This is a genomic window from Subtercola boreus, from assembly GCF_003399625.1.
GTDB classification, from domain to species: Bacteria; Actinomycetota; Actinomycetes; order Actinomycetales; family Microbacteriaceae; genus Subtercola; species Subtercola boreus_C.
Genome location: NZ_NBXA01000001.1, coordinates 156,351 through 172,275 on the forward strand (window position 1 = coordinate 156,351; position 15,925 = coordinate 172,275).

The 15,925-nt window shown below is 69.1% G+C and carries 13 protein-coding genes; 9 read left to right on the forward strand and 4 right to left on the reverse strand.

Annotation, left to right across the window (positions count from 1 at the left end; genetic code table 11):
* The first annotated feature begins 8 nt into the window (after window positions 1-8).
* Both B7R21_RS00730 and B7R21_RS00735 read left to right on the forward strand, forming a co-directional pair.
* Complete coding sequence (locus tag B7R21_RS00730) at window positions 9-989, forward strand: DNA-3-methyladenine glycosylase family protein (RefSeq protein WP_116281332.1); 981 nt, start codon at window positions 9-11, stop codon at window positions 987-989.
* Window positions 990-1,037: 48 nt separating this feature from the next.
* Entirely contained in the window at window positions 1,038-4,607 is a 3,570-nt protein-coding gene (locus B7R21_RS00735; RefSeq protein ID WP_116281333.1) for a proline dehydrogenase family protein, read from the forward strand.
* Window positions 4,608-4,645: 38 nt separating this feature from the next.
* On the opposite strand, the gene B7R21_RS00740 is transcribed toward B7R21_RS00735, so the two are convergent.
* A complete protein-coding gene (locus B7R21_RS00740; RefSeq protein ID WP_116281334.1) occupies window positions 4,646-5,074 on the reverse strand; it encodes an Lrp/AsnC family transcriptional regulator in 429 nt (142 codons plus the stop codon).
* Between the two features lie 157 nt (window positions 5,075-5,231).
* Here B7R21_RS00740 and ddaH point away from each other — a divergent pair, with 157 nt between their 5' ends.
* The 3 genes from ddaH to B7R21_RS00755 all read left to right on the forward strand — a co-directional run bounded on the left by ddaH (window position 5,232) and on the right by B7R21_RS00755 (window position 7,819).
* The gene (gene ddaH / locus B7R21_RS00745) at window positions 5,232-6,125 is read left to right on the forward strand and encodes a dimethylargininase (protein ID WP_116281335.1); all 894 of its coding nucleotides are present in this window, start codon (window positions 5,232-5,234) and stop codon (window positions 6,123-6,125) included.
* Entirely contained in the window at window positions 6,122-7,354 is a 1,233-nt protein-coding gene (rocD, locus tag B7R21_RS00750; RefSeq protein WP_116281336.1) for an ornithine--oxo-acid transaminase, read from the forward strand. The genes ddaH and rocD overlap by 4 nt, the downstream gene beginning before the upstream one ends.
* 282 nt (window positions 7,355-7,636) lie before the next feature.
* The gene (locus B7R21_RS00755) at window positions 7,637-7,819 is read left to right on the forward strand and encodes a hypothetical protein (RefSeq protein WP_116281337.1); all 183 of its coding nucleotides are present in this window, start codon (window positions 7,637-7,639) and stop codon (window positions 7,817-7,819) included.
* 34 nt (window positions 7,820-7,853) lie between these two features.
* Here the strand turns inward: B7R21_RS00755 and B7R21_RS00760 are convergent, their stop codons facing one another.
* The 3 genes from B7R21_RS00760 to B7R21_RS00770 form a co-directional block, all read right to left on the reverse strand.
* Window positions 7,854-8,666: a hypothetical protein gene (locus tag B7R21_RS00760; RefSeq protein ID WP_116281338.1), complete on the reverse strand. Its 813-nt coding sequence runs from the start codon at window positions 8,664-8,666 to the stop codon at window positions 7,854-7,856.
* A 72-nt stretch (window positions 8,667-8,738) separates the two neighbouring features.
* A complete protein-coding gene (locus tag B7R21_RS00765; protein WP_116281339.1) occupies window positions 8,739-10,007 on the reverse strand; it encodes an alpha-hydroxy acid oxidase in 1,269 nt (422 codons plus the stop codon).
* Complete coding sequence (locus B7R21_RS00770) at window positions 10,000-10,833, reverse strand: FadR/GntR family transcriptional regulator (RefSeq protein ID WP_116281340.1); 834 nt, start codon at window positions 10,831-10,833, stop codon at window positions 10,000-10,002. Before B7R21_RS00770 ends, B7R21_RS00765 begins: the two co-directional genes overlap by 8 nt.
* A 194-nt stretch (window positions 10,834-11,027) precedes the next feature.
* On the opposite strand from B7R21_RS00770, the gene B7R21_RS00775 reads away from it, so the two are divergent.
* From B7R21_RS00775 to B7R21_RS00790, 4 genes are all read left to right on the forward strand, one after another.
* Complete coding sequence (locus B7R21_RS00775; protein ID WP_116281341.1) at window positions 11,028-12,416, forward strand: bifunctional glycosyltransferase family 2/GtrA family protein; 1,389 nt, start codon at window positions 11,028-11,030, stop codon at window positions 12,414-12,416.
* Window positions 12,416-14,557: an ArnT family glycosyltransferase gene (locus B7R21_RS00780; protein ID WP_116281342.1), complete on the forward strand. Its 2,142-nt coding sequence runs from the start codon at window positions 12,416-12,418 to the stop codon at window positions 14,555-14,557. Before B7R21_RS00775 ends, B7R21_RS00780 begins: the two co-directional genes overlap by 1 nt.
* Window positions 14,558-14,656: 99 nt before the next feature.
* Window positions 14,657-14,938 (forward strand): hypothetical protein, encoded by a 282-nt coding sequence (locus B7R21_RS00785; protein ID WP_116281343.1) that lies wholly within the window; start codon window positions 14,657-14,659, stop codon window positions 14,936-14,938.
* An 85-nt stretch (window positions 14,939-15,023) separates the two neighbouring features.
* Window positions 15,024-15,899, forward strand: coding sequence for a ribokinase (locus B7R21_RS00790; RefSeq protein ID WP_116281344.1), 876 nt, complete (start codon window positions 15,024-15,026; stop codon window positions 15,897-15,899).
* Window positions 15,900-15,925: the final 26 nt, after the last annotated feature.

A 15,925-nucleotide genomic window follows, 5' to 3' on the forward strand; every position in this document is an offset into this window, starting at 1 on the left:
GCGGCAGGATGGATGCCCTGCTCGCCGATACGCGGCCCCTCACGACGACGTACGCGCCCGCGCGCCCGGTGAACCTCCGCCAGACGGTCGGTCCGCTGCTGCGGGGTGTTCACGAGCCGACGATGCGCCTCACTCCGAACGGGTTCTGGCGCATCATCCGCTCGCCTGAGGGAACCGCGACGCTGCACGCAGAGGCGCGTGCGGGCGGCCGGGTGGAGGCGACCGCCTGGGGCGCGGGTGCAGGGTGGGCTCTGGATGCTCTGCCCGGCCTGCTGGGCGACGGCGACGACTGGAGCGGGTTCGACCTGGAACGCATCCCGCCGCTGGCCGAGGTGCGGAGGCGGCATCCGGGCCTCTGGCTCACCTCGACGGCGCTCGTGTTCGAGTCGCTGGTGCCGAGCATCCTGGAGCAGAAGGTCACGACGATCGAGGCCCGTCGGGCGTGGCGTTACCTCGTTGCGAAGTACGGCGAGATCCCGCCTGGCCCTGCGCCCGAGGGGATGCGGGTGCAGCCGAGCCCGCGGCAGTGGCAGCTCGTGCCGTCGTGGGAGTGGCACCGCGCAGGGGTGGGACCGAACCGGTCCCGTGCGGTGCTGGCGGCGGCCGCGGTCGCCGCGGGGCTCGACCGGCTCGCGCCTGCCGGCCCGCCCGCCGGCCCGCCCGCCGGCCCGGGTGGCACTCGAGCCGCGGGGTACGACGGTGTGCTCGAGAAACTCCAGACCGTGCACGGCATCGGCCCGTGGACGGCCGCCGAGACGAGCCAACGCTCCCACGGGCATCCTGACGCCGTGAGTGTCGGCGACTTCCATCTGGCCGCACACGTGGGCTGGGTGCTCATCGGCGAACCGGTGGACGACGAGGGGATGCTCGAGCTGCTGGAGCCCTGGCGCGGACACCGCCAGCGCCTGGTCCGTCTGATCCTCGCGAGCGGGGTGCCGAAGCCGAAGTTCGGGCCGCGCGCCACGATCCAGGATCACCGCTGGCACTGAGGCGTGTCCCCCGATCGTTCGTCGGCCGCGCAGCGTTAGGGTCGGAGCATGGTCGACCAGAAGTCCGATGATCGTGTGGCCGATGCGGCTCCGGATGCCGCGGACGACGACGTGGTGCGCGCGGACCAGGCCGGGGCGACCACCGTCGGCGACCAGGGCGATTCGGGCGATTCGGGCGACCTCGCGGGCCTCGGCGCGGAGGCCGTGGTGCTGGTGCGCACCTGGTTGCACGAGGACGCGCCGCGTACCGGCGCCGCTTCGGGTGAGGCGTCCGGCAGAAGTGCCGATGCGGCTGGCAGGGCCCCCGACTCTCCGGCCGCCCGGCTCGTCGGCCTGCTCCGCGAACCCGACGGTCTCGCCTTCGCCGTCGAGTTCGTCGACGGTGTCGTCCGCCCCGACGACAACGCTGTGGCCGCAGGCAACCTCGAACGCCTCAGTTCCCGGGTACCCGAGTCGCTTCCGGCGCGCCTGCGGTCAGCCATCCGCGTGGGAAGCACCGTGGGCGAGGCGCTTCCGTGGGCTGTCGTTCCCCCGTCGGCGCGCCTGCTGCGCCGGATGGTCGCGCCCCTCATCGCCGACGCGACCCCGTCGAAGCTGGGCGAGACGATGGCGCGTCTCACCGCCGACGGTTCACGCGTGAACCTCGCCCCGGTGGGCGAGCCGGTGCTCGGCGAGGCCGGTGCCGCCCGGTGCCGGGCCGCAGTGAGCGCTCTTCTTGCGCGCGATGACGTGGACCACGTGCTGATGGCCCTGCCCTCGATCGCGGACGGCCGCGCGCTCTGGGATTTCGACGAGACGGTCGAGCGGGTGGCGGAAGCTCTCGTCCCACTGTACGAACAGGCTCTGCCGAGGGAAGACCGCCGAACGGGGGCGGTCTTCCTCACCCTCGACTTCGAGGAGCCCCATCAGCTCGAGCTGGCGGCCGCGGTCTTCCAGAGCATCCTCTCCCGTGCCGAATTCCGTGGGCTCGAGGCCGGGATCACGCTCCCGGTCGGACTGCCCGGCGCGCTCACAGTGCTGGACCGACTGCAGCAGTGGGCGAGCGCGCGGGTCGAAGCGGGCGGCGCGGGCACCACGGTTCGGGTGGTGCAGAAGCATCCGAGCTCCCCAAGCGCCGGCGGCGCCGCCCTCGAGAGCCTGCTCGCCGCCGCGCTGACGGCACAGGATTCGGATGCGGTGCGGATCGTCATCGCGCGCTGCAGCCTGTTCGAGACCGCCTTCGCGTGGCTGCTCGCCGAGCGACGGGGCGTGGCCGACCGGCTCGCTGTCGAGCTGGAGTCCGGCACATCCGCGAGGCTTCGTGCGGCGGTCCGCGGGAGTGTCGGCAACGTGCTGCTGCACGCACCCGTTGTACATCCACGCGAGTTCGCAGCTGTGACCGACTACCTCATCGACCGACTCGGCGAGGCCGCCGGCGACGGGAATCAGCTGGCGTCGGCATTCGATCCCGAAGTCGACCAGCACGTGTTCGTGAGGGAGCGCGACAGGTTCCTCGCGTCGCAGCGCAGTTCGGGGCCGGCGGGTTCGCGGGAGGATTCCGAGGGTGTCGCGGGCGCCGCTCACCCCGATGGCTCTCTCCCGGCCGATCGGGAGCGAGCCCGCCGCATCCTGGATCGTGCGTCGCGCTCCCGTCTCGGCAGCGCGACCGACGCGGCGGCCAGGATCGTCGCCCCCTCCACTCTCGACGCGCTGGTCGAAAGGGCCGCGGCGGCAGGTGCGGCCTGGGGGGCACGGCCGGCCCTCGAGCGGGCAACCATGCTCCGACGTGCGGCGGAGGCGGTCGACGTCAACCGCGACCTGCTCGTCGAAGTGATGGTGAGCGAGACCGGCCTGATCTTCCAGGACGCCGAATCCGACGTGAGCCGCGCCGTGGAGCTCTCCGCCCACAGCGCCGATCTGGCCGAAGAACTCGGCGACGTGGACGGAGCCCGATTCGTTCCGTCTGCGCTCGTCGTGGTCGCACCCTCCTGGAGCCACCCCGTCTCCGACCCGGCCGGCGGCGTGTTCGCGGCGTTGGGCGCGGGTGCTGCCGTGGTGCTGCAGCCGGCGGATGAGGCGGGCCGGTCATCCGCGCTCCTCTGCGAGGTGCTGTGGGAGGTGGGCATTCCCCGCGAGGTGCTGCTCCTGGTCGAGCTCGGCGTGCCGGAGCATTCCGTCGCCGGGCATTCGGACGACGCCGATCATCCGAGCACCACGGCCCTGCGCCGCCAGCTCTTCACCGACCCGCGCGTCGACCGCGTGCTCCTCACCGGTTCGTTCGAGACCGCGGAAGAGCTCAGGTCGTGGCGCCCCGACCTGCCGCTGATCGCCTCGACGGGCGGTCGAAATTCCCTCATCGTCACCCCGAGCGCCGACGTCGATCTCGCCGTGACCGATGTCGTGGCCAGTGCGTTCTCCCACTCCGGCCAGCACCCCGGGGCGGCGCACCTTGTCATTCTCGTCGGTTCGGTCGCGAAGTCAGCCCGGTTCACGCGCCAGCTCGTCGATGCCGTGGCGTCGCTGAAGGTCGGGGAGGCGACGGCCCTCTCGAGCGGGATGGGTCCGATCATCCGCCCCGCCGACGGTGGCCTGTTGGCTGCCCTCACGACGCTGGGCGACGACGAGCGCTGGCTCGTCGAACCTCGGAGACTCGATGAGGCGGGCCTGCTGTGGTCGCCCGGACTGCGGGCGGGAGTGACGGCCGGCTCGGCATTTTCTCGTGCCGAAGACGCGGGCCCCGTGCTCGGCGTGACGCAGGTGGCGACCCTCGAGGAGGCCATCGCGCTGCAGAACAGCACGGCCTTCGGGTTGGCGGCGGGCATCCACTCCCTGGATCCGGCCGAGGTCGAGCGCTGGCTCGACGCCGTCGACGCCGGGAGTCTCTCGGTGAACCGACCGATCGCGGGGAGCCTCGGCGACCGGTGGCCCGCGCGGGGCTGGAAGCGGTCATCCGTCGGGCCGGGTGGAGCGATCGGCGGGCCGAACGCGCTGCTCGGCCTCGGACAGTGGGCGACCGAGGCGGGCGAGGAGAGCACCGATCTGGCGCTCGGCACCCTCGACCCGAAGGTGCGCGAGCTCATCGAAGCGGCGACGCCGGGACTCGACTGGCGGCAGTTCGACTTCGTGAGACGCGCGGCACTGAGCGATGAGGCGGCATGGAAGGGCGCGTTCGCGGCGGTCGAGCTTCCCGCCGCCGGGCGGAGGGTGTTGCGCTACCGGCCGGTTCCCGTCGTGATCAGGCTTTCCGAGGGAGAGCCGCTCGATGCGCTCGTACGGGTACTCGCCGCGGGAACCCGGGCACGGGCCTCCCTCGGGCTCAGTACGGCGCTGAAACTGCCGCGACCGCTCCGCGCGCTGCTGAAAGAACGGCGCGTGCGAGTGTTCGTCGAGAGCGATGAGACCTGGCTGGCGCGGGCAGCGAAGGTGGGCATCGGTTCGTCGCGAATCAGGATGATCGGGGGAGACCCGCGCGCGCTCGCCGAGGCGGTCGGCGGTTCGCCCGACGTGGCGATCCATGCGGGCGAGGCCACGCGGGCGGGGCGGATCGAGCTGCTGCCGTTCCTCGCGGAGCAGACGGTGAGCGTGGCGACGGTTCGCCGCGGCAGGCCGAGCCCGGTTGCGCACGTGCGGATCGCCTGACCCGGACACCCCGCCACCACCCCCCCCGCGGCGCGCCGCTAGCGCTTGATGAGGTTCGACAGCACGATCGCGCTCCGCGTGTGATCGACGTTCGGCGCGATCCGAACCCGTTCAAGCGCCAGCTCCAGGCTCGGGATGTCGCGCGAACGCATGTGTACGATCGCGTCGGCACTGCCGGTCACGGTGCCTGCGTCGACGACCTCGGGCACGCCCGACAGAATGCGTTTCAGCTCCGCCGGCGCGACCGTGCCCCGGCAGAACAGTTCGACGTAGGCCTCCGTCACCTTGCCGTCGAGCGAGGTGTCGAGCAGCACGGTGAAGCCCCGGATGATCCCGTCGGCAATGAGCCGGTCGATCCGCCGTTTCACGGCCGACGCCGACAGCCCGATGACCTGGCCGATGTCCCCGTATCCCGTGCGGGCGTTGAGCTTCAGGAGGTCGATGATACGAAAGTCGAGGTTGTCCATTCGACCGAGCTTACGACGTTTTCTTGCATTCCGCCTTGCTCTACGCAGTTTTCCAGCGCGGGATGATCGACTAACGACATTACGAGCGTGCCAGACTGGTCGCCTGGCGTGCTCTTCGGAGCCTCAGGACCTTCGTCCGCCATCCGTCGAACGAAGGATGCCCGTGTCTACCTCGTTGCCCGTTTCCGATACCCTCCCAGGAATCTTTCCCTCAGAACCTCGCGTTCGAAAGGCGAAACCGCACACCTACCTGATGTGCCGCCCCGAGTTCTTCACCGTCACCTACAAGATCAACCCGTGGATGGATCCGGCCCTCCCCACCGACACCGCCCTCGCGCTGGCCCAGTGGCAGACCCTCTACGACACCTTCATCGCTCTCGGCCACACCGTCGAACTCATCGACCAGATCGACGGCCTGCCCGACATGGTCTACTCGGCCAACGGTGGCTTCGTCGTCGACAATGTGGCCTACGGCGCGAGCTTCACGCACGTCGAGCGCCAGGCCGAGGGCCCCGCGTACATGCGCTGGTTCGCGGATGCCGGCTACGCCGTGCACGAGCCGCAGAACATCAACGAGGGCGAGGGCGACTTCATGCTCGTCGGCGACACGATCCTCGCCGGAACCGGGTTCCGGAGTGCTTCCGACTCGCACGCTGAGGTCGCCGCGCTCTTCAACCGTGAGGTGGTGACCCTCAACCTCGTGAACCCGAACTTCTACCACCTCGACACCGCCATCGCTGTTCTGAACGAGTCGGCAGACGAAGCTCCGGATGCCGCCACCATCGCCTACCTGCCGAGCGCCTTCGACGCCCCGAGCCGCGCCGAACTCGAGCGCCGGTACCCCGACGCGATCCTCGTCAGCGAGACCGACGCCGCGGTGCTCGGCCTGAACTCGATCTCCGACGGCTACAACGTGGTGATCGCCTCGCGTGCCACCGGCTTCGAGGCGCAACTGCGGGAGCGCGGCTACAACCCGATCGGCGTCGACCTCAGCGAGCTGCTGCTCGGCGGCGGCGGGGTCAAGTGCTGCACGCTGGAGCTCCGCCGATGATCTCCGTCGACTCCGCCACCCTCACCGACCGGGCCATCGCCCGCGAGGAGGAGCACGCCGCGCACAACTACCACCCGCTGCCGATCGTCGTCGAATCCGGTGACGGGGCGTGGGTGACCGCCGTCGACGGCCGTCGCTACCTCGACTGTCTCGCCGCCTACTCCGCGGTGAACTTCGGGCATTCGAACCCCGTTCTGCTGGATGCCGCACGCGCGCAACTCGGCCGCATCACGCTCACGTCGCGCGCCTTCCACAACGATCAGCTCGGCCCGTTCGTCGAGGCGCTCGCCGCGCTTGCGGGCAAGGAGATGGTGCTGCCGATGAACACCGGCGCCGAAGCCGTGGAGTCGGGAATCAAGGTTGCACGCGCCTGGGGGTACCGGGTCAAAGGTGTTGCCGACGGAATGGCGAACATCGTCGTGGCTGACGGCAACTTCCACGGTCGCACGATCTCGATCGTCAGCTTCTCCGACGACGCCTCAGCGCGTGATGGGTTCGGGCCGTTCACACCCGGGTTCCGCTCGGTGCCGTACGGTGATCCGGCGGCGATCGAGGCTGCCATCGACGAGAACACTGTAGCCGTGCTGCTCGAGCCGATCCAGGGCGAGGCCGGCATCATCGTTCCACCCGCCAGCTATCTTCCCGCCGTGCGAGACATCTGCACTTCCCACAACGTGCTGATGATCGCGGATGAGATCCAGTCCGGACTCGGCCGCACCGGCACGACGTTCGCCTGCGACCGGGTCGGCGTCGTTCCCGACCTCTACCTGCTCGGCAAAGCGCTCGGCGGCGGCATCGTTCCCGTCTCGGCCGTGGTCGGCAACGCCGACATCCTGGGCGTGCTCCGCCCCGGCGAACACGGCTCGACGTTCGGCGGCAATCCGCTCGCCGCCGCGGTCGGCAGTGCTGTTGTGGCGATGCTCGCCACCGGCGAGTACCAGCGGCTCGCGGATGCCCGGGGCTCCCTCCTGGCGGCGCGCCTCGAGGCGCTCCTCGGCCACGGTGTCCTCGCCGTGCGCACCGCAGGGCTCTGGGCCGGGATCGACATCGACCCGGCGCTCGCCACCGGCCGCGAGGTCTGCGAGCGGCTGATGGAACGCGGCGTTCTCGCGAAGGACACGCACGGTTCGACGATCCGCCTGGCCCCTCCGCTGGTCGTCTCGGAGGCCGATCTCGACTGGGCGGTCGACCAGCTCGCGGCGGTGCTGCAGGAACTCGGCGCGGCGTAGCGCCCCCTCCCCGCCCCGCCCTCCCCGCCCCTTCCCGTCCCGTCGACTTTCCCGTTTGCGCGGCGATTCTCGCAAAATGTCGCGCCAACGGGAAACTCGACGGCGAGCGGCATCCCGAAGGACACTGCCGCGGGCATGGTCGGCGCGTAGTGGGCGTGGCCATCGGCCTCGTCACGATCGCCATCGGCATCGCCATCGCCATCGGCGGGCTCAAGGCGAACGCCACCTCGATCGTCGGAACTCCCTACCGTCCTGCTCGTCTTCACGATCGCCGAGCTGCTCATGTCCCCGGTCGGCCTGTCGATCGCGCTGGGCACAGCCATCTCGGGCCAGCTCGCCTCGCTCTACGACCTCGCCAACCAGGCCCCGTACTTCGGCGCGCTCGGAGGAATCGCGATCATGATCGGCTTGCTGCTCGCCCTCGCGACCCCCTTCGTGAGGCGCCTGATGGCAGGTGTCCGCTGACGCGACCCATCTGCCATCAGGCCTCGGGGAGGGATCAGTTGACCACGACCGTGACGCTGGTCGCGTTGTTCGTGGGGTTGGTGTCGCCTGCGCTGCCCGTCACGATCATCGAGGGCACGGTCAGGGCATCCCGCACCGTCCAGCCGAGGTAGCCGACGACGGCGGTGCTCGAGTGGCCGAAGCCGGGGATCGGCACTGCGTAGGTGAGTACGTGGTTGGCGGGGTCGGAGGCGTCGTCGACGGTCCAGTTCAGGCCGGTCACGAGAAGTCCGCCGGCTTCCGGGCCGGCGAGCTTCGGGATCTTGACCGTGACGGGCCCGGTGCTTGCCGCGGCTTTCACGTTCTCGACAACGAGGCTCATCGCGACAGGTGTGGCACGGTTGCTCGGCACGCTGGGCGGGCTCACCGTCGCACCGAGAGCGAGATCGATGACGGGTGAGTCCGGCGGAGCGGTAGTGGTGATCGGCCCGTCTGGGGTGCGTGTCGGGGTCGGAACCGCGGTGACGGTCACCGTCGTTGTCGGGCCCGGTATCTGGGACGCAGTGTTCCCCTGACCCGCCGATGCCGAGGCGGACGAGGTGGCCGAGGCAGACGAGGTGGCCAGAGCTCCGCCGTGGCCTCCTGGCGCGCAGGATCCGGCGGACATCGGCGCAGCTTGCGAGGGAGGAGCTCCGGCCGTGCTGAGAGCTCCACCTCCCAGGAGAAGGAGCAGCAGCCCGAGTGCCATTCCGCCCTTGCGACGTCGCCTCCCGCCGAAGACAGCCACCGTCAGGCCTGCCACGAGTCCCACGGTTGCAAGCGCGAGCAACCCGCCGATCGGCAGTCCCGTTTCCGCCAGACAGTCCACGAGGGTCTCCTTCAGTCGTAATGAGTAAATCTCATACTAGACCACGGAGGCACCGGATGGACACCGTTCGGGCTACAGGCCGCTGGGCTCGCGCTCCGCGGCCTCGGCGCGGGCGCGCGGGATGAGGCGCTCGAGCTGCGTCACGTGGCCCGGCTCGAGCTCTTCGAGCGAATTCACCCCGAGCAGGCGCATCGTGCGCGTGATCTCGCCGCCGAGAATCTGGATCATGCGGTCCACACCCTCCCTCCCGCCGGCCATCAGGCCATAGAGGTAAGCGCGGCCGACCAGCGTGAAGCGGGCGCCGAGCGCCACGGCTGCCACGATGTCGGCCCCGGACATGATGCCCGTGTCGAGGTGCACCTCGTACTCAGATCCCACCTCGCGCACCACCTCCGGCAGCAGGTGAAACGGGATCGGGGCCCGGTCGAGCTGGCGCCCGCCGTGGTTCGAGAGCACGATGCCGTCGACGCCGAGATCGGCGAGTTGGCGGGCATCCGAAAGGTTTTGCACACCCTTGACGACGATTTTGCCAGGCCACTGCGCCTTGATCCAGGCCAGGTCGTCGAACGTCACGGTCGGGTCGAACATCGAGTCCAGCAGTTCACCGACAGTGCCCGACCAGCGATCGAGCGAGGCGAAGGCGAGAGGCTCCGTGGTGAGGAAGTTGATCCACCATTCGGGCCTCGGCAGCGCGTTGACCACCGTGCCGAGTGTGAGCTGCGGCGGGATCGAGAAGCCATTGCGCTTGTCGCGGAGGCGCGCACCGGCCACGGGCACGTCGACCGTTACGAGCAGGGTGTCGAAGCCAGCGGCTGCTGCCCGGTCGACGAGCGCCATCGAGCGGTCCCGATCCTTCCACATGTACAGCTGGAACCAGTTGCGACCGTTCGGGTTGGTCGCCTTCACGTCTTCGATGGCCGTCGTGCCCATCGTCGACAGCGAGAACGGGATGCCTGCCGCCGCAGCCGCGCCTGCTCCCGCGATCTCGCCCTCCGTCTGCATCATGCGCGTGAAGCCGGTGGGCGCGATGCCGAACGGAAGCGAGACAGGGGCGCCGAGAACATCCCAGCCCGTCTTCACGGTCGACACGTCGCGGAGGATCGCCGGGTTGAACTGGATGTCCTCGAACGCCTGCCGGGCCCGGGCCAGGCTGATCTCGCCCTCGGCAGCGCCCTCTGTGTAGTCGAAGGCGGCCTTCGGGGTGCGCCGCCGGGCGATCTTCTGCAGGTCGGCAATGGTGAGCGCTTTGTCGAGCCGACGCCTCTTCGCATTCAGGTCAGGTGCCTTGAAGTGCATGAGGGGCGCGAGGTCTCGAACCTTGGGAAGGCGTCGTTCAACCATGGTGTGGTCCTTTCGGGAGGGTGGATGTCGCGGGGGTGCCGAAACCGGCCTCCGCGTAGTACTGGGTGATGTGATCGTTGACGGTCTGGCTCGCCGCGACGGGGTCTCCGCCTTCGATCGCGGCGACTATGGCGCGGTGCTCCCGACGGAGCCGATCGGAGGTGGTTCGCCACGACGTCAGATGAGGAACCCCGGCGAGGGCGTAGCTCTCGATCGAGTTGCGGAGGCCGGTCATCATGGCGGCGATCACCTCGTTGCCGGCGATCTCGGCGAGCGAATAGTGGAACTGGGCATCGAGGGCGAGGAACTCGCCGGGTGTCGGTTCTGCGGCGCCCGTCGCCTCCATGGCGTCGAGGATCTCGGTCGCGGGGGCGAGATCGGGGCGGGGGGTCGCGGCCCTCTCCACGCTCGTGTCGGCGATCACGCTCGCACTCGCTCCGGCGTCGTCACGCCCACTCGCGGCGAGCTGCGCTGCCACCGCGGTCTCGAGGATCAGCCGGGTCGCGACCACGTCATCGACCCGGAATCCCTGCGCTGCGACCTGCAACCGGATCAGTGACGACATCCCTCCGGAGGGCCTCGCGATGATGATCGCTCCAGACCCCGGGCCCGATCCGGTCTGTGTTCGGAGCAGACCGAGCACTTCGAGCACCCGAAGCGCCTCGCGAACGGAGGAGCGCCCGACGCCGAGCTCGGCGGCCAGCGTTCGCTCCGACGGGAGGTGATCTCCTGGCCCGAGCGCACCCGAGAGCAGGTCGTTCTCGATGTGGGTGAGCACCTCCTGCCACGCGCGGGTGGACGCGGGGGAGAGGGTTTCGCCGATCATCCGGAGCCTTCGACTGTGAGGGTGTACAGGACTGCCACTTCGATGTGTGGTCAGACCATGTGGTCAGACCACACATTACGCTGCTCCGCCCCAGAAGACCAGCCACAATCCCTCTTCCGGTCGGCCTGAATTGTCATAGCCAGCTCATAGCTGCAGCAAGGTGCGTCAGAAGACTGCGGGCGCAGAGTGTCTGCATGACCTCGCCAGACTCCTTTCTCGCTCTTGATGTCGTGGTGCCCGTGTACAACGAACAGGTGGCCCTCGAGCCGAGCATCCGCCGCCTCGCCGACTACCTCACCGACGCTGTTCGCGTACCGTGGCAGATCACGATCGCCGACAATGCGAGCATCGACCAGACGCCGGCCATCGCCGATTCGATCGCCGAGCGATATCCGAATGTGCGCGTCATCCACACGGTGCGGAAGGGCCGCGGGCACGCACTCAAGCTCGCCTGGGGGACGTCGATGGCTCACGTGCTCGCCTATGTCGACGTGGATCTCTCGACCGACCTGTCTGCTCTACCGCCACTGATCGCGCCATTGCTGTCGGGGCACTCAGACCTGGCGATCGGCACGCGGCTCTCCCGCTCGTCCCGCGTGGTGCGCGGGGGCAAGCGCGAGTTCATCTCCCGCAGTTACAACGTGCTGCTGCACGGGATGCTCGGGGCGAGCTTCTCCGATGCCCAGTGCGGATTCAAGGCCATTCGATCGGATGTCGCAGCCAAACTCCTTCCCCTCGTGCAGGATGACGCGTGGTTCTTCGACACCGAACTGCTGGTGATCGCGCAACGGAGCGGCCTGCGCATCCACGAGGTGCCGGTCGACTGGATCGACGACCTCGATTCGCGCGTCGACATCGTGCCGACGGCGATGGAGGATCTCCGCGGGGTCGTGCGAGTGGGGCGGGACCTGATGCGCGGGGTGATCCCGGTGCAGGCGGTCTACGCCGAGCTCGGTCGATCGCCGATCGGCCCGGTCGCGAGGCCGTCGTTCCTCGGGCAAGTGGTGCGTTTCGGTGTTGTCGGGGTGGCATCGACGCTCGCCTATGCCCTCCTCTACCTGCTGTTCCAGGGTGCTCTCGGAGCGCAGGGTGCGAACTTCACGGCGTTGCTGCTCACGGCGGTCGCGAACACCTGGGCGAACCGGCGCTTCACGTTCAGGATCCGCGGACCCGAAAAAGCTGCCACTCACCAGTTCCAGGGCCTGATTGTCTTCGGTGTCGCCTGGGTCATCACGTCGGGTTCGCTGGTGGCGCTGAACGTGCTGGCTCCGGATGCTCCCACTTTCGTGGAGCTGGTCACACTGACGGCGGCGAACCTGGTGGCCACCGCCGTACGGTTCGTACTCCTGCGTCGCTGGGTGTTCCGGGCTCCGCAGGTCTCCTCCTCCCCAACCGGGGATTCGGTCGAGTTGTCCACAGATCCCTCTGCGGTCGGCCGCCCCGTGTTGGCCGTCGCGCAGGATGGGGCCACGTCCCGATCCGACGCCTCGTCACTCGCTTCTTCCTCCTCCACCTCATTGCCTCCCGCCTCCACCGTCTCTCCCACCTCTTCTTCTTCTTCACAGAAAGCGAGCGCCGCCTGATGTCCAGCAGCACTCTTCCCAGGCCCTCTGCGCCCTCCGCGCTGGGGGCATCCGCTCTCGGCGGCCGGATCCGTATGCTCGGCCGCTCCGTCATCCGCGGACGGGCCACCCATGCCGCCTGGGAGCGCCCCGCGTTCCTCGGGCTCCTCCTCGTCACGGCGATCGCGTACTTCTACAACCTCACCGCCAGCGGCTACGCCAACGAGTTCTACTCGGCAGCCGTCCAGGCCGGATCGACGAACTGGGAGGCGTTCCTCTTCGGGTCCTCCGACGCCGGCAACTCGATCACCGTCGACAAGCCCCCGGCGTCGCTCTGGGTGATGGCGCTGTCTGTTCGCGTCTTCGGCCTGAGCTCCTTCGCCATCCTGATGCCTGAGGTGCTCATGGGCCTCGTGACAGTGGCTCTCGTCTACGTGATCGTGCGTCGGCACTTCTCTCCCGGTGCAGCGCTGCTGGCCGGCGGCGTGCTCGCTTCGACCCCGGTCGCTGCCCTGATGTTCCGCTTCAACAACCCGGACGCCCTGCTCGTGCTGCTGATGACCGCATCGGTCTACTTCACCCTCCGTGCCATCGAGAGCGGGCGTGTGCGCTGGCTGCTGCTCGCTGGGGCGATGATCGGATTCGGGTTCCTCACGAAACAGCTGCAGGCATTCGTCGTCCTTCCCCCACTCGCTCTCGCCTACGGCCTGGCGGGCCCCGTGAAGTTCGGCAAGCGGATGCTTCACCTGCTGGCCGCGCTGGCTGCCGTCATCGTCTCCGCCGGGTGGTGGGTTGCTCTTGTCGAACTCGTCCCGGCCTCGATGCGGCCCTATGTCGGAGGGTCGCAGAACAACGACTTCCTCGAACTGACGTTCGGCTACAACGGGTTCGGTCGCCTCACCGGCGCAGAGACCGGCAGCGTCACCGGTGGTGGCGGCGCCACCACCGGTGGTCAATGGGGCGCCACGGGCATCACCCGCCTCCTCGACGGCGAGTTCGGTGGCCAGATCGCCTGGCTGATTCCGGCCGCCCTCGTTCTGCTCGCTGTCGGCTTCGTGTTGCTGCGCCGACAGAAGCGAGTGGATGCCCGCCGCGCCATCCTCATCATGTTCGGCGGTTGGCTCGTCATCACCGGTCTCGTCTTCAGCTTCATGGCCGGCATCTTCCATGCGTACTACACGGTCGCCCTCGCCCCAGCCATCGCGGGAACGGTCGGAGCTGGTGCGATCCTCCTCTGGAACACCCGTCGGCATCTCTGGGCCCGCATCGTCGCCGCGGTCGTCGTTCTCGGCACAGGAGTCTGGGCCTATTCGCTCCTGACTCGGGCCGCCGAGTGGCTGCCGTGGCTCAAGTTCGTCGTGCTCGTGCTCGCCATCATCGGGGCCGGGATGCTCGTGATCCGCTGGAAGCGACGCGCCTTCCGGGTGGCCGCGCTCGCGGTGGCTCTCACGGCGTCGCTCCTCGCCCCGGTCGCCTACACGCTCCAGACGCTCTCGACGGCGCACACCGGTTCCCTGGTGACTGCTGGTCCGACCGTGGCATCGTCGACCGGCTTCGGCCGCGGAGGCGGTTTCGGCGGTGCAGGTGGATTTGCCGGCGGCGCGCGACCGGGTGGAACCACGACCGGTGGCTCGACGACTGGTGGCACGACGACTGGTGGTCCCGGCGGCACTCCGCCCGGCGGGACCACCCCGGGAGCGACCGGCACCCCCGGCAGCGCCACTGGCGCAACGGGTGCCGGTACGACCCGGGGAGGCACGGGCACCCGCGGTGCGGGCGGAGGTGGACTCCTCGGAGGGGCCACCGTGAGCAGCCAGGTCAGCGCGCTCCTCACGGCGAACGCCTCGAGCTTCACCTGGGCCGCGGCGACGGTCGGCTCGCAGAACGCGGCCAGCTATCAGCTCGCCAGCCAGGTGGCCGTCATGCCCCTCGGCGGGTTCAACGGCAGCGACCCCTCGCCGACCCTCGACGAGTTCAAGGCCCTCGTAGCCTCGGGCAAGATCCACTACTTCATCTCGGCCGGATTGATCGGTGCCTCCAACGGTGGCAGTTCGGTCTCCTCCGAGATCGCGAGCTGGGTCGCGTCGACCTTCACCGCCACAACGGTCGACGGTACGACGCTCTACGACCTGACGACGGCATCCGCCGCAAGCCAGTCCTGAGCATCCGCAGCCAGACAGGGGAATCGAACAAATGTCGACCAATCCTCGAATTCACTGTGAACCGGAGGCGATCCCGTGAGACCGTGGCCACAATGAAGGGTGTCGGAAACAGAATCGATCGCCCTCATGTGCCTGGCGATGGTCGGCGCGATCGCGGTCGCCCTGGTGGGCATTCCGTGGATGGTGCGTTCGGAGCGGGAGCAGCGCAAGCGCACCCCGACCGCGGGCATGATCGGCATCGCCGACGAGATCTTCCACCCGGGGGCGCACCAAGCCGACCTCATCTGGGTCGCCCAGACGGAGATGCCTGCGCCGGCCCCTCTCGCCGGGGATCCCTTCCCCGACGGCAGAGTCACCCTCGAACTCGGGGAAGGGCGTTAGCCCCACCCCGCGTGCTCGCATCGGCCAACCCCGGCCGGGCAGGGTCGCGGATAGGCTGGCGACGTCGAAGTGAAAGGTGCCACCCGTGGGTCGTGTGTTCGTTGTCGGTTCGTTGAATGTCGATTCGGTCGTGCGGGTCGAACGGCATCCCGCGCCGGGCGAGACCCTGATGGGCGGTGACCTCACCACCTACTGGGGTGGCAAGGGAGCGAATCAGGCGGTTGCTGCAGCCGAGGCCGGTGCCGATGTGGTCTTCGTCGGGCGGGTGGGCGACGATGCGAAGGGCGCCGAGTACCGCACGCGCCTCGCGTCGCGATCCATCGACGTGCGACCGCTCCGGGTCACGCGCGGCGCAAGCACCGGCCACGCGATGATCGCCGTCTCAGCCAGCGGGGAGAACACGATCATCGTCTCGCCGGGAGCGAACGCGCGAGTGACGGTCGCCGACCTCGACGTTCTCCGCGGCGGTGCCGACAGCGGTGGCCTCGAGACCACCGACACCGTCTACGACTCCGAACCGTCGGGTATCACGGGCAGCGATGTGCTCCTGGTGTCGCTCGAGCTCGATTTCGATGTGGTCGCCGAAGCGGTACGTATCGCGTCCGGTGCAGGAGCGCGCGTCGTGCTGAACCTGGCCCCGTTCGCCGAGCTCTCACCCGGGGTGCTTGCGCTCGCCGACCCTGTCATCGTGAACGAACACGAGGCCGAGCAGCTCCGGGCATCCGGTGCGACTCCCGGCTCGCTACTCGTGACCCTGGGTTCGGAGGGCTCGCGCTGGGGAGCTGTCGACGTCGCGGCCACCCGAGTGGCGCATGTCGTCGACACGACAGGGGCGGGCGACTCCTACTGCGGCACGCTCGCAGCGCGTCTCGCTCGAGGAGACGACCACGCCTCCGCGATGGCGGCAGCCAGCGCTGCCGCGGCCCGCTCGGTCGGCTGGCTCGGAGCGCAGCCCGCCTGAGGCAGCCCCTCCCCATGCGCCCCCTT

Excerpts from the sequence above, each read along its gene's own strand:
- B7R21_RS00755 (WP_116281337.1), top strand. The coding sequence starts at position 7,637 with ATGTCCCCGGTCGGCCTGTCGATCGCGCTGGGCACAGCCATCTCGGGC.
- B7R21_RS00740 (WP_116281334.1), bottom strand. The coding sequence starts at position 5,074 with ATGGACAACCTCGACTTTCGTATCATCGACCTCCTGAAGCTCAACGCC.
- rocD (WP_116281336.1), top strand. The coding sequence starts at position 6,122 with ATGATCTCCGTCGACTCCGCCACCCTCACCGACCGGGCCATCGCCCGC.
- B7R21_RS00770 (WP_116281340.1), bottom strand. The coding sequence starts at position 10,833 with ATGATCGGCGAAACCCTCTCCCCCGCGTCCACCCGCGCGTGGCAGGAG.
- B7R21_RS00765 (WP_116281339.1), bottom strand. The coding sequence starts at position 10,007 with ATGGTTGAACGACGCCTTCCCAAGGTTCGAGACCTCGCGCCCCTCATG.
- B7R21_RS00735 (WP_116281333.1), top strand. The coding sequence starts at position 1,038 with ATGGTCGACCAGAAGTCCGATGATCGTGTGGCCGATGCGGCTCCGGAT.
- B7R21_RS00730 (WP_116281332.1), top strand. The coding sequence starts at position 9 with ATGGATGCCCTGCTCGCCGATACGCGGCCCCTCACGACGACGTACGCG.
- B7R21_RS00780 (WP_116281342.1), top strand. The coding sequence starts at position 12,416 with ATGTCCAGCAGCACTCTTCCCAGGCCCTCTGCGCCCTCCGCGCTGGGG.
- B7R21_RS00775 (WP_116281341.1), top strand. The coding sequence starts at position 11,028 with ATGACCTCGCCAGACTCCTTTCTCGCTCTTGATGTCGTGGTGCCCGTG.
- ddaH (WP_116281335.1), top strand. The coding sequence starts at position 5,232 with ATGCCCGTGTCTACCTCGTTGCCCGTTTCCGATACCCTCCCAGGAATC.